Annotated in this window: 15 protein-coding genes; 4 read left to right on the forward strand and 11 right to left on the reverse strand. The window is 54.0% G+C overall.

All coding sequences use genetic code 11. From position 1 onward, the window contains the following. Window positions 1–31: 31 nt before the first annotated feature. The 8 genes from ACR3ES_RS06820 to ACR3ES_RS06855 all read right to left on the reverse strand — a co-directional run bounded on the left by ACR3ES_RS06820 (window position 32) and on the right by ACR3ES_RS06855 (window position 6,798). Window positions 32–586, reverse strand: coding sequence for a CIA30 family protein (locus ACR3ES_RS06820; RefSeq protein ID WP_170428379.1), 555 nt, complete (start codon window positions 584–586; stop codon window positions 32–34). Between the two features lie 11 nt (window positions 587–597). Then, the gene (locus tag ACR3ES_RS06825; protein ID WP_480425085.1) at window positions 598–1,050 is read right to left on the reverse strand and encodes a TspO/MBR family protein; all 453 of its coding nucleotides are present in this window, start codon (window positions 1,048–1,050) and stop codon (window positions 598–600) included. A 13-nt stretch (window positions 1,051–1,063) separates the two neighbouring features. Beyond that, entirely contained in the window at window positions 1,064–1,567 is a 504-nt protein-coding gene (locus ACR3ES_RS06830) for an aggregation factor core (protein WP_480425087.1), read from the reverse strand. A 277-nt stretch (window positions 1,568–1,844) separates the two neighbouring features. Continuing rightward, window positions 1,845–2,390, reverse strand: coding sequence for a YdeI/OmpD-associated family protein (locus ACR3ES_RS06835; protein ID WP_170428385.1), 546 nt, complete (start codon window positions 2,388–2,390; stop codon window positions 1,845–1,847). A 21-nt stretch (window positions 2,391–2,411) separates the two neighbouring features. Then, entirely contained in the window at window positions 2,412–3,905 is a 1,494-nt protein-coding gene (locus ACR3ES_RS06840; protein ID WP_170428388.1) for a cryptochrome/photolyase family protein, read from the reverse strand. A 3-nt stretch (window positions 3,906–3,908) separates the two neighbouring features. After that, window positions 3,909–5,210, reverse strand: coding sequence for an FAD-binding domain-containing protein (locus ACR3ES_RS06845; RefSeq protein ID WP_480425089.1), 1,302 nt, complete (start codon window positions 5,208–5,210; stop codon window positions 3,909–3,911). Further along, on the reverse strand, window positions 5,150–5,290 hold the full coding sequence (locus tag ACR3ES_RS06850) for a DUF2256 domain-containing protein (RefSeq protein WP_170428394.1): 141 nt from the start codon (window positions 5,288–5,290) through the stop codon (window positions 5,150–5,152). The genes ACR3ES_RS06845 and ACR3ES_RS06850 overlap by 61 nt, the downstream gene beginning before the upstream one ends. Continuing rightward, entirely contained in the window at window positions 5,287–6,798 is a 1,512-nt protein-coding gene (locus ACR3ES_RS06855) for a cryptochrome/photolyase family protein (RefSeq protein ID WP_170428398.1), read from the reverse strand. The genes ACR3ES_RS06850 and ACR3ES_RS06855 overlap by 4 nt, the downstream gene beginning before the upstream one ends. A gap of 767 nt (window positions 6,799–7,565) precedes the next feature. Here ACR3ES_RS06855 and ACR3ES_RS06860 point away from each other — a divergent pair. Further along, the gene (locus ACR3ES_RS06860; protein ID WP_170428401.1) at window positions 7,566–8,015 is read left to right on the forward strand and encodes a thiol-disulfide oxidoreductase DCC family protein; all 450 of its coding nucleotides are present in this window, start codon (window positions 7,566–7,568) and stop codon (window positions 8,013–8,015) included. A 171-nt stretch (window positions 8,016–8,186) separates the two neighbouring features. Here the strand turns inward: ACR3ES_RS06860 and ACR3ES_RS06865 are convergent, their stop codons facing one another. From ACR3ES_RS06865 to ACR3ES_RS06875, 3 genes are all read right to left on the reverse strand, one after another. Then, window positions 8,187–9,506, reverse strand: coding sequence for an ABC1 kinase family protein (locus tag ACR3ES_RS06865; RefSeq protein ID WP_170428404.1), 1,320 nt, complete (start codon window positions 9,504–9,506; stop codon window positions 8,187–8,189). A 6-nt stretch (window positions 9,507–9,512) separates the two neighbouring features. Continuing rightward, complete coding sequence (locus ACR3ES_RS06870; RefSeq protein WP_050605543.1) at window positions 9,513–9,986, reverse strand: DUF427 domain-containing protein; 474 nt, start codon at window positions 9,984–9,986, stop codon at window positions 9,513–9,515. A gap of 188 nt (window positions 9,987–10,174) precedes the next feature. Further along, complete coding sequence (locus tag ACR3ES_RS06875; RefSeq protein WP_480425091.1) at window positions 10,175–11,293, reverse strand: pyridoxal phosphate-dependent aminotransferase; 1,119 nt, start codon at window positions 11,291–11,293, stop codon at window positions 10,175–10,177. 89 nt (window positions 11,294–11,382) lie between these two features. On the opposite strand from ACR3ES_RS06875, the gene ACR3ES_RS06880 reads away from it, so the two are divergent. From ACR3ES_RS06880 to ACR3ES_RS06890, 3 genes are read left to right on the forward strand one after another with little or no spacing between them, the layout of a single operon-like run. After that, window positions 11,383–11,904, forward strand: coding sequence for an MBL fold metallo-hydrolase (locus tag ACR3ES_RS06880; protein ID WP_480634705.1), 522 nt, complete (start codon window positions 11,383–11,385; stop codon window positions 11,902–11,904). A gap of 36 nt (window positions 11,905–11,940) precedes the next feature. Further along, window positions 11,941–12,408: a transposase gene (locus tag ACR3ES_RS06885; protein WP_480426465.1), complete on the forward strand. Its 468-nt coding sequence runs from the start codon at window positions 11,941–11,943 to the stop codon at window positions 12,406–12,408. After that, the gene (locus ACR3ES_RS06890) at window positions 12,408–13,079 is read left to right on the forward strand and encodes a transposase (RefSeq protein ID WP_480425595.1); all 672 of its coding nucleotides are present in this window, start codon (window positions 12,408–12,410) and stop codon (window positions 13,077–13,079) included. Before ACR3ES_RS06885 ends, ACR3ES_RS06890 begins: the two co-directional genes overlap by 1 nt. Window positions 13,080–13,126: the final 47 nt, after the last annotated feature.

Raw genomic sequence — 13,126 nt, forward strand, 5'->3', positions numbered from 1 at the left:
TTGAAGATCGCAGCCCTCTCTCTGGAAACCTTCAATAGAAACCAATCTCGCTGACATCTATGCGGGCCTCGTGATCGCGCCCGTAGGCTACAACTCCAACTGAGATGATTGCGTTTGCAACAGGAGTAGTGCGCAACATGGCACCTGAAGCCTTGAAATCTGACAGAGGTAAATGGACTTCGGTCCAGTCTTCAGAAGTTGCAAACGCGGCCTGGTAGTATTGCCACGGCAGCACCGTTCCACGTGTTCTGAGATGAACGAAGTATGGCTCGCCGTTCCCCCGTACAAATAGCCTGACGCCTGATACGCCTGCATCTGGTCGATCAGACAACTTGCGTAGGAACTGGATGAAGCCCCCGCTATTTTCCGTACTCACGGTTCCGGTCAACCGCGCGAATGCAACATCACCTTCTGAACGAAACTGCACCTGCCCTGAAGAAACTCCTCCCATGACGGTGTCGGCTACGTAGTCCCAACGCGTGTCCGGAGACTTGGAGAAGTCTTCAGTCAGTTTTCCATCAGCCTGAGCCATTGTGCATCCGATGATAACAAGACCTGAAACAAGCCCAACGAAGTTGGCACGCATATTGTTCTTTCTCAGTTCAATATCGCAATGGAAAGGTTCAGCGCCGTGGCAAATGCAACCCACGCAAAGTACGGCAGGAAGGCCAGTGCGGAAACCCGATCTGAATTCCAGACCCGAGCGATGAACATGACGATGACAGCCAACAACGCGACAATGACCACAAGGGCAAACCACGGCAGTTGCAGTACGAAAAAGGCGGGGGACCACAAAAAGTTCAGACCCATCTGCGCCCACCACAGCTTCATGGCGGTCGAGCTTCGGTCTGCTTCGAACTGACGCCAACCAACCATAGCGATCAAGACATATAGCACTGTCCAAACCGGTCCAAAAATCCAATTTGGTGGATTGAAAGCTGGCTTAGAAAGCTGCGTGTACCATTCGCCAGGTGCGGTTTGTGTCCCGATCAGGATGCCGCCTCCCACCATGAGCGCAAGGAATGCTATGCGGATCAACCAATTCGACATTTTGGGATAGCTTTCAGCAGTCCTTGGTCGTCACATTGACAAATGCTTCGGAAGAGAAGGTCGCCGTACTGGTCTTTTCCGCATCGGTATATGACACCGTGGCGCCTTCGATCTCCGACCCCGTTACGGTGATTTCGCGTTGCCCGATAGTGTCATCGACATCGATGGTAAAGGCGAGTTTGTCCCCGGCTGCGAGGGAGGCTATCTCAAGTGCAATTGTATCTTGCCCGTCCACAACCGCTGGAATTTGTCGCAGAGCATCCGCACCCTCCACGAATTCGAGAGGTTGGAAAACCTCCACGCCCGCGCCATTTTCGGTGACATCGAAAATCAGACGTCCGGCAGATTGCGACAAGTCAATTTTGAGGGTCGAGGTTTCTATTTCGCATGTTCCGACATTCGTCAGGACAAAACGGTCCTTTGGTGCACCTTCTATGAAGCGAATTTGAACTCCGGCTTGAAGCGAGGTAGCTGCGAAGAGTACAAGGCACATCGCAATAATTCTGGTCGGAAGCATGTTTGTCTCCTTTCGAAAAGGTTCCTGACACATACGCTCTCGCAGCTTTCTTGGATCAGACTTATGCCTTTTGAATATTGCGGTTCAGCCAACAGGTCCTATCAAAATTCCATGCACCGCACTTAAATCGATCCCCACGTCCACCAGACCATCGGGCCAGATCTGATGGGACAGCACAACAACGCGGTCGTCTTCAGCACAGGCTCGTTTGGTGGCCACACGCTTTCACTACGAAAGCTCAGATTGCGATTGCAAACCAAGGGCAAACCAGAAAGCGTTACACTTGCTGCACTCTTTTTCCAGCATGCGTTGTTGCGACCGTCTTGTTGATCCGCCGTTGGCGCGTTGCCGGGCTTTTGGCAATCTTGATCCAGCGAAGGATGTTGCGTCGGTAAGACGGGGGCAATTGCTCCCATTTGTCCATGTCCAATTCACCGGATAAATCGTCTGGCACAATCAGAGCATCGACGTCATCAAAAAAGTTCCATAATCCTGACGCCTTACTGGATTTTATGGACGCCTCTCCTGCGGGGTGCATCACGCCTTCTTGCCTGAGGCGCTCCGCTCTATCTTTGTAGCTCTTAGACCAGGCTTGCTGTTTTCGCGGGCTGATCAGTTGCGCCGTTCGGTCTTCATCGATTGCAAATCGTCTTCCATCAATCCAACCATGCGCGATCAACGCATCCAGTACCTCGTCCCGACTGACATATTTCTGCGGATATGCCGCCTTCCACGTGAACAGGCGGACGCTATCACGTTGGGCAAAATGCGTGCTCAGCCACTCCCACAGCTGATCACGGGATGTGACCTCAACATCGGCCATGCGCCACCATAGTGTTCATGCTTATCTCATCCGTCGCAAAAAAGCTTCAGCCGTCTTTATGTGCGTGCTTTTGACCTCTGGCGACATCCATTCAGCCGTACGGCACATCATCGCCCATCGGGGATTGCCAGCCAGTCTATCGCTGTGTTTCAGAATAAAGCGCCAATACAGCCCGTCCCAAATGTCGGCCCAGGGCCCCCTGCCCCAATGGCTCATTTTGCGAACATAGTTTGAACCCGAAAAGTACGGTTTTGTGGTGATCAACCCGCCATCGGCATGCTGGCTCATCGCGTAGGCATTGGGAACCATAACCCAATCATAGCTGTCGACGAACATTTCCATGAACCAGCGATAGACATGATCCGGATCAATTTCGCACAGAAACATAAATCCGCCCAAAACCATGAGGCGTTCAATATGATGACAATACCCTGTCTTGAGCACCCTTTTGATCGTGTCGTCCAGTGGATCAATACCGGTGGTTCCGTCGTAGAATGCGCGGGGCATTGGGCGGTGATGGCCCCAATGATTTGTCGTACGCATCGGCACACCCAGGCTCTCATAGGTCGCGCGCATAAACTCGCGCCAGCCAATGATCTGACGGATGAAACCTTCTACCGAATTCAAGGGAATACCCTTGCGATCCGCATGCGCCAGGGCAGCGTCCAAAACCTGTTTGGGCGTCAACAATCCAATGTTCAAGGCTGGCGTGAGAACGGCATGCCATAGCCAGCTTTCGCCCGCAACAATGGCATCTTCATAAGCGCCAAAGTGATCAAACCGCCGTTCCAGAAACTGCGCCAGCCAGTCGGACGCAGCTTTGTGTGATGTCGGATAGTACAACGTATCCAAGCTGCCCAATGCTTCTGGAAAGTCAGCAAGTACGCTTGCTTTCGCGGCTTCATCAACCGCGTCATGGGAAGGCCAGTCGATCCAAGGCAGGCTGCCCAACAGCGCCTTGGGCACCTTCTTGCGGTTTTCCTCGTCAAAGCTCCATTGTCCTCCCGTCGGTTGACCGCCGTCCATCAACACATTCAAGCGGCGGCGTTGGCTTTTGTAGAACTCTGCCATGAACCAGCGTTTGCGACCGGCAGACCAATCCTGATTGTCGGCCCGAGTGTTCAAAAAACCAGGTGATGGCTGGAAATCAAGCGTGATATCGGTTCTGCCAGCCGCCGCCCGAAGACGTTTTTCTGCAATTAAGTCTACCGGATCAACCATGATTATATGGCTGATGCCGCGGTCCCGCAGACTTTGAAACAGGCGCAAGCAAGCGCCCGGCTGCCGCTCAAAGGGCCAAATCGCGGCATCAAATCCCTTGGCGACCAAGCCATCGCGATAGCGCGTCATGGAAGCACGGTGCAGCCAAAGCTTTTGCTTGTGCATCGTGGCAGGATAAAACGCATCGCCAAAGAAAAGCGGGTCTTCGAAAAGCACAACCGCGTCGGGTCGGGCGGCCACACCGGGGTGCTGGGCAAACAATTGGTTGGGAAGTAAAAGCGCGGCAGTGGACACCGGCTATGGCCTTGGTTGGGCGGCCAGGTTCAATTGGCTCAAAAGCGATGGGATCTTCTTTCGAAGACCAAAGAAGCCTGCGCTTGCATGAGGCCATGTTATCGTGTCGTGGGGTCGTATTATCCGGTTCAAAGACAGGCCAGCGTCCCTCAACAGAGGTTCCGCACGATCCAGTCGTGACCGAGTGGGGCCGACGGGCGCATAGGCTGTTGCAATGGTTTTGACACCGATATTCCGCGCTGCCTCGATCAACGGATCACTCCAATCCTCGGCGGATTGCACGCGCTTTCCGTGAGGTTCCAGGGCGCTGTTCATCGCGCCTTCGGCAAAGTCCGTTACAGCGCCTGCAATCGGATTTGGAGACCGACCAAGCGTCGCCAAAAGTCCAATCGCGGCAGCAGGCGATGTCGGCATTAAGCTATCGGCTGACAGATCATCCTCGGTCAACAGCATGAGGTAAGGGCCCTCTGGGGGCTCTTGCGGAGTCAAAAGCGGAATAAGCGGGTGTTCTGCTGTCTCGGTCAGAGGTTCCGCAAATTTGGCGAGGTTTTTTGGTTGAAACCGTCCTTCGGTGTATTTGGCAATATTATCAGGTCGCGCGAGGTAGGTTTTGCCTTTTGTGTGCAATCCGCCGACCCACCGCCAGCTCAGCGTGTTCGACGCGGGATCGCCATCCAGCAAATGCCGCAAAAAGAAGTCCGCGCCAAGCTGCCAGGGTATGTGGAGCGTAAAAATCCAGATTGATGCAAACCACATGCGCGCATGGTTGTGGAGGTAACCGGTCGTCACCAGTTCCCGCGCCCAATGATCGAAACAGTCGATGCCGGTATTGCCGTTCACTGCATCGTTGAAACGGGTCTCTAAGCCCTGATCGAATTTTAGTCGCTCTAAAGCACTCAACAGATCCCGCTGATAATGTGTCCAGACGCTGGGCCTCTGTTCCAGCCAGCCCTTGAAGTAAGTGCGCCAGAACACTTCTTGAACGAACTTCTCCGCCGCGTCGGAATTATGGGACGCTAGTACAGTTGCCAGTACCTCTTGTTCCGTTATCAAACGGTGGCGCAGCCAAGGTGACAAACCCGATACATTGCTGCGTTGATCGGTCCCAAAATCGTAGTTCCGCTTACCTGCATAATGCCGACCGGCGCGTCCCACGAACTGCTTCAGCCTTTTAAGGCCATTGGTTCGTGTGGGCTTGAAACTGATCGTCTCTTTCGCTTCCGCAAGTTCTGGAAAAATCTCGGTCATGCGGCCGACCTGCATTTCTTCGAACAGTATTTCACTTGATCCCAAACGTTTTCCCATTTCTTGCGCCAGGTGAACGGGCGCTTGCAGATCGGGCAGATTTTCTGGGGCAAATCGGCTTTCTTCCGCATCCTAATCATTGGTCCCCCAAATGCAGGCCGAGTTGCTCTTGATCTTGAGCCGACCGCGCATCTTTGCGAGCAGTCCGCCTGGTCTTTCGGCTCGCGTGCTTTGCCGCGATGGCTTGCGCTTGGGCGCGAAACTCAGTGCTCCGGCGGAGGCCCCATACCCGCTCGCGCGCGGCTTTGGCTGCTGCGAGATGGTCAAAAACACGCTCTGGATAATGCGCTCCGATGATTTGTTGCCCATCTTGGGCTTTCCAGGGTTCGTGGATGTACCGATCCGAAATATGGGCCAGTTCCGGCAACCATGTCCGAATGAACATCCCTTCTGGATCCTGATCATAGCCCTGCTTAACTGGATTATAGATGCGCACGGTATTGATGCCAGTGGTGCCTGATTGCATTTGCACCTGACTCCAGTGAATGCCTGGCTCATAGTCCGTAAACATGCGCGCCAAATGCTCACCCGGGGCTCGCCAATCCACCCAAAGATGATAGCTCGCCGTGGCCATCACCATCGCGCGCATCCGAAAGTTGAGCCACCCCGTCGCTTGCAATGACCGCATACATGCGTCCAAAAACGGATATCCCGTTTCGCCTATGGACCAGGCAGCCAAAAGCTCGCAATCTGGCGCTTTCGGTCGAAGCCCGTCGTAAAGGCGATGCAGATTTTCAAACTCGATCCGAGGTTCATCCTCAAGTTTCTGAATAAAATGGCAATGCCAATGCAACCGGCCCGAAAACGAGCGCAGCGATTTGCGCCAGTCCTTTGCTTGCGGCGGCAATTGGCGTATTTGCCTTTCAGTCGCTTGCGAGACCTCGCGCATAGAAAGCGCGCCCCAAGCCAAGTGGGGCGACAGCCGCGAACACGCAACGGCTCCCTCCAAAGGGCTGGACATCTCGCGTTGGTATCTTTTGCCTCGGTATGTCAGAAAGCTGTTCAGCCGCTCCAAACCCGCAGCTCGTCCACCGGCTTGACGACCAACGCACAGATCATCTCGCAAGCCGAGATCGCGCGCCGAGGGAATACACCCTGGTTCTATATCGATATGTTTCAACGCAACTGGTGACGAAACGGGCAATGCCATAAACCTGTCCCACCGTTCCGCCCAGCCGTCGCGAGACTTGAGCCTGCGAAAAACGCCTTGGTTTTGCACTTCGTGCCACTGCACACCATGATCCCTGCACCATGCTGCGACCTGACGGTCCCGCTGATACGTCCAATTGTTCCCTGTTTCCTCGTGTGACCAAAGTACGTCGACTAGACCACGATCCTTCAACTCGGATAGGACCGACACAATCTGCCCGGTGCGCACAACAAGAGGCTGGCCAAGTTCCCCAAGGTCTTTTCGAAGTCCGGCGATTGTCTCAGCAACAAAGTTCCACTGCCGTGTTGACGCGTCGGGTTGCTGCCAAAGCTCCGGTTCAACGACATAGAGTGGCAAAACTGGCCCGACCGCAGACGCCTGCGAAAGTGCCGGATGATCATTTACCCGTAAATCCCGTTTGAACCAAACGACCTGCACGATACCTCCGTTCTTCGAGTACTGTACGTATGGCCACAGAAATTGGATCTTTGTTTCAACCACCTCTCCACTTCGCTGTGGACGCGGCCTTTGCGCAGGCGCCATCGGCCTTCGGCACTTGAAGGTTGGAAGTTTCCGCGAACTCATTGATGAGCGTCTGGCCTGGAGAATGAGACCTTGGCGAAAGTGACATAGATTGTTAACGGCTCTGAGCCCTAAAACACCATGCCAAGAACCGGGTTGGCCCAACTTTAGTTTGTTTGAACTCTGATTTCTGAACACAGGTTAAAGAGACCACCACAACGACCTGTACGCCACCAAGCACCAAGCACCGTGAGCGCAATTGGCAGCGATCCCCAGAACATCTACCCCCAATGCACCGTTAATGGGAGAAAGCTAAATCTAAACCGAGTCATCTCGTTTGCGCATCGAAATCGGTAAATTAGGCTCATGCAGCATTTAGCCTCGTCGATCATTCGATACGGAAACCACTGAATTTATTTGATTGCCGTAGTCAATTTTTTGTGGCGGCGACTTTTAAGCTCTCTTCAGCAAACCGCGAGATAACTACAAACCTCGCGCACTATGCAAAAATTTTGCCTATACGCCTGCAATTTGAGCAAAGTTGCCGTTAACTATGACTTGCGGCATCCCAAGTTCCGGCTTCATAGCGTATCTGTGTTCCACGACTGCCCCATTGTTTCTTTGGTTTTCGCGCTAACTCTCACGAGCGTACCGGCGAAACCCAATGGGCAAGGTCAAATAAAATGCACAAAACGGACAATGCTGAGTTTGCACTCACATCCGATGACGCCGATCAACCGCACACTACGGTGTACTTCGATGGATCATGCGCGCTTTGCTCCGTTGAGATCGGGCATTATGCTTCTTGCAAGGGCGCTGAACACCTGCGGTTTGTCGACGTTTCAGAACCCAATGCTCGTGTTGGTGCAAATCTAACGCGGCAAGAAGCGATGGATCGATTCACTGTGCGCAGACCAGATGGAGAACTTGTGTCCGGTGCGCGCGGGTTCACGGAACTCTGGGGCACTTTACCCAAATGGCGTTGGCTGGCGCGTCTGGCAGGCTTACCCGGGGTAACGTCCCTGCTAGAACTTGCATACCGAGTTTTCCTGCCCTTAAGACCGAAGCTTTCGAAGATCGCCTCTTGGTTCGGAGCGAAGCCGGTTAACAGGACAAATTCGTCGACACGATAAACCTAAACGATGGGCATTTCTAATGGCTGGATTGGCTCTTCAAAGGCGTTCTCGAATCCGCGTTTGGCAACATTCGCGCCGTATTCACACTTCGTCTTGGGTTGGTCACGCTGATCAGTGACGCAGGTTTGTAGTTGTTCGGCTTGTTGGTTTTGAGTGAATTGGGTTAGTTCAGATGACGTACTTTTCAAGCAGCATCTTCACGGGCAGCGAGGCATTCAATCGAGTAGCCAACAGAAACATTCCCCCAATCTTTCGCTGAAGGTAAAGAACGTCCATTGGCACCTGGGGTGGGATATAGCCGACCTCGACCAGGGCCATACTCTCTTTGTTCAGGCGGTGGGAAAGCGTTAGGTCGGAGAAATCAAATTCATTCGCAGATAGAATTGCTTCGAAAACGCTGCGGATCATTCCGAGGATCCGGTCGTCAAATGGGCCATCACCTTCAATAAGCTTCAGTTGTATGGCAGCCTTACGAAGCGCCGCGCCGTCTTCAAGCAAACCGGCGCGCAACAGATCCACGTATCCATCTATTGCAGATGGTTGCAGTGCGCGTGCCGCGCCAAAATCCAAGAGACCGATTTTTCCATTGAATGGGTTGTATCGGTAATTGGCAAAGTTTGGATCGCTCTGCATCATACCGAACTCAAAAACCTCGCGCAGCGTGAGATTGACCAAGGCCTCTGAGACTCGATTGCGTTCCTCGCTTGTCGCATCACTCACGGCCTCGATAGGGCGACCTTCCAGAAAGGACATCGTCAGAACTTCTGGCGTGCTCCAATCTGCATAGAACTCTGGGATTTTAAACGCTTCATCGCCCTGCAATAGGTCAGCAAAACAGCGCAGATATTGCCCCTCGCGTTCATAGTCCGTTTCTTCATGTAATTGACTGCGCGCCTCTTGGATATACGGAGCCAGATCAAAGCTTTGGGGAAGCAGACCTGACATGCGAACCAGAGTGGCAACGTTGGCCACGTCGCTGTCGATACTGCGCGCGATACCGGGATATTGCACTTTAATCGCCACATCGCGCCCGTCTTTCAATGTCGCACGATGTACTTGCCCAATGCTCGCTGCCGCTATGGGCCTAACGTTAAAATCTTTGAAGGATTTTCGCCAATCTGCACCCCAAGCTCGGTTCAGGACGTCACGCAATTGTTTCGGTGGCATGAAATGCGCCTGATCTCGTAAACGCGCCATGATGTCAGCCAGTTCAGGCGGCAAGACCTCACCTGCATCCATCGAAATCAACTGACCCACCTTCATCGCGGCGCCTCGCATGCGAGCAAGTTGATCCGCGACTCGTGTCACGTTGTCGGGTGTCATCAACAAACCACGCATATCGGGTCGCGCGCCGCGACCGATCTCTCTTAGGGCGCGTGCTGCCATGTTCCCCGCAATGCCTGCCGTCATGCTGCTTAAACCGGCAACACGGACCAAACGGCTTGTAGGAACTGCCAAAGGGGTTGGTGAGGATTTAGGGTCGGTCATCAATACTCACCAAAATTCCGTGCCCGGAGCGCCTTTTATGCGACCCTTCAAGTTTTCGGTGACCCAACCTCCATAGAAGTCCCCGGGTTGCGGGATCACCCGGTACTCACCAACAAAACAAGCGTCCATAAGTCCGGCGTAAAAGGCGAGATAGCCCTTAATCCGTTCAAATTTGATAGTTGGTGCAGCATAACTCCACGCAGCTTTCTTAGCCGCAGCTGCCCCGCTCTGAACGTCCCAGTAGCTCGCAACACCCTTCCACTCGCAGAATGATCTACCCGAGGCCTTTGTCAGAACGGCATCAATGTCTTGCGGCGGAATATAATACGTGGGGGCGTGGTGGGTTTCGAGAACCTGAAACGCCTGATCGGTTTCCACGATTGTTTGACCGCCGAGCTCGATCCGCACTCGATGAGGCACTGCCCGCAGCGCAGGTGGTCGCGGATAGTCTTGGACGTTTGCAGTTGTCCAACCTGTCATTTCGAACCTTGGGTATGAAGCAGTTGTTCCATCTTCGAACTAGCGCGCCGACAGCGTTATTCTAGCGATAGAGCTTTCAGCGTATGGCAGGTGAACTTGCACCAAAATTGGGCTTAGTGTCAGCTTGGGACGGGCAACGTTATTTGGCCGACTTTGCAGCCCGAACCGTCGAAATGAGTGTCCTAAATCTACCAGTTTGCCAATAGTTCGTCCATGCGCTCTAGGCCAAGGTCGAGGTTGGCAGCAGCACCTCCCCCCACACCCAGTCGGATGTGGTTCTGCATCCCGTAAGACGAACCCGGTAGTAGAAATGTCCGATAGGGATCGGCGAGCAAGCGTTTGGCGAACACGTCGCCATCAATCCCATCGAGCCGCGCCAAACCAATTAATCCAGCCTGAGGTTTGACCCAGTCGAGGTTGGGCTGATCGGCAACAAACCTATCCAGGCGTTCCAGCGTTTTCATCCCAGCTGCCCGTGCAGTTTTCAAAGCCTGATTATATCGGTCAGACCTCAAGGCGATTTCGGCGATGACTTCGCCAAGAATATTCATAATTTCGCTCGAGTTTTCCCGCAGAATAATAGCGTCCCAAATGAGATCTGAATCACGGCATATCATCCACCCGGTGCGTAGCCCCTGGAGCCCCAGTGCCTTGGAAACGCTGCCCGTAGTGATACCCCTTGGATACAAACCAGCAATCGAAGGGGCACGGGACCCGTCCCACTCCAATCCCGCGTAAACCTCGTCAACAACCAGCCATGCACCTACGCGATCTGCGATTTGGACAAGCCTTTCCATCTCTGCTTGTGTCATCAACTGCCCGGTGGGGTTATTGGGGTTGGTCATAAAGATGAGCCGCGTGCGCGCTGTTACTGCGGCCTCAACTTTGTCGAGCGGCAATACCCAACCAGCACTCTCTTCGCGGTCGACAACTTTTAGCGTCGCGCCAACTGCCTCTGCCAATACGCCCGCTTGTGGCCAGCCCGGGCGTTCCGTTACGACTTCGTCGCCCGGTTGGACCAATTGCATGAATGCAAGATAATTGGCTTCCGCGGCGCCGGCGGTGATCAAAACGTCGTCTGGCTTGCAAACATCAGACAAGCCGGCGCGGTCCAAAACATGCCGTCGTAAAGCAGGCAGACCCCGAAAGCTCTTTTGGTTCCAATCCAACGGCAGCGCTGGATCCAGCGCATCCATGAACTCACCCAAACGCGGCGACTCGGACAAGGAAAACCCAACGAAAGCTTCTGGATCCGCTTCCGTGGTATCCAGTAGGTATTGAAAAAGTGTGTGTATCTTGACTTTCATGCTCTACTCAAAATCTTTGTAGTCAATCAGGGAGAGAGTCTGTGCAAGCAGAGGGATTTGTCAAAGGGCGACCGATTGACCTTTTGGTTTTGGACTACGGGCTGTTTAAGGTCCATTCCACTGGCCGCATCATAGGTATCTGCGGGTTTCTGATCCGAACAGATTTGGGAGAAGCAATACTCATCGACACTGGATTTCCTGAAAAATACGCCATTGATACGGACGCCGCGGTCAAAGAAGATCGATTGTTCGAGTTTGGCGAGGTTCTGAAGTGCGAACCAGATAATCTGCCACGCGCACAGCTGGCAATACTCGGGCTTATTCCGTCAGACATTACATTACAGATTTGTACGCACTCCCATATCGACCATATCGGTGCATTGGGCGACTTTCCAAACAGTCCCATTCTCATCTCCTCTGCCGAGCGAGCCTTACCTCGCCCCTTGTATTGGGGCGATATGCGGCCGATGGAATGGCCCGAGCAGGATTACCTGGTTATTGATGACGACGTAGAGATTGGGCCGGGTATCTTCGTTTTGATGGCACCCGGTCATGCGCCTGGCCAGATCGCGGTAATAGTTTCCATGCAGGAGGTCGCGCTGACCGGATAGGTTTGGCGCAAAATCTAAGGAGTGGAGATTTCCAAGATGATGACGCCTACTATTGCTGCGACCTGCTTTGTCGCCATTGATCTGAGCAAATCGAAATGGCTTGTGGCGCTTGATGCGCCGCACTTGGCCAAGATCAAATCTGTGCGCCTGGACGGGTTTGATACGCCGGGACTGATCGATCTGGTTCGAACGACTGTTGCGGAGGCGACGGAGCTTTGCGGAGCGGATCAACGACCTGTCGTTTGCTTTGAGACCGGGTACGATGGTTTTTGGCTTCAGCGGCTTCTGTCCAACGAAGGGATCGAGACGCTGGTCGTGGATCCCACGAGCTTCCTCGTGAACCGTAAAGCCCGCAGGGTCAAAACAGATCGCGTCGACGCCGAAGGCATGGTCGTTCTGCTGAAGAACTATTCCTCCGGTGATCGAAAGGCGTTCCGCACGGTGCGTGTTCCAACCGTTGCCGAAGAAGATGCCAAGCGCTTCCACAGAGAACGCAAAGGTTGATGAGCGAACGCACTGGCCACATCAATCGCATTCGTGCCCTGCTCGCCCTTCAAGGCGTTCGGCACATCAATCCGGCGATGGTGACATGGCGCAAGAGACTGGAAGGCCTCGAGACTGCTGATGGCCGTCCTTTCCCACCTCAGCTGATGCGCGAGGTCGTCCGTTCCTTCGAACGCTTGGAGCTGGCGAACCACATGATCAAGGCTCTGGCAGAGGAACGCGACGAAGCCCTTGCGACTGAATCTGAACAGTTCCCGGAACACGAAAAGGCCGTGCTGCTCGAAGGGCTGCGTGGCGTTGGACGGCACAGCGCGATGCTTCTGTCTGCCGAAGTGTTTGGCCGGGAGTTCAAGAACAGGCGACACCTGTCGTCTTACCTCGGCCTGACGCCCAGCCCCTATTCCAGCGGCGACGTGGAGCGAAGCCAGGGCATCAGCAAAGCCGGAAACCGACCGGCCCGAACCCTCGGGATCGAACTGGCGTGGTGCTGGCTGCGGTACCAACCACAAAGTGCCCTTGCGCGCTGGTTCCGGAAATACACCGCCGAGCGCCCGGGAATGAGAAAGAAAGTTGCCATCGTGGCTCTTGCCCGCAAGCTCATCGTGGCTTTGTGGCGATACGTGGAAACGGGACTTGTCCCGTCTGGCGCGGTTCTGAAGGCGGAGGTGTAAAACGGGATACCAAAACTTCAGAATAACGCGCAACGCCGGATGGTTGA

It is taken from the genome of Ruegeria sp. B1, assembly GCF_056535885.1.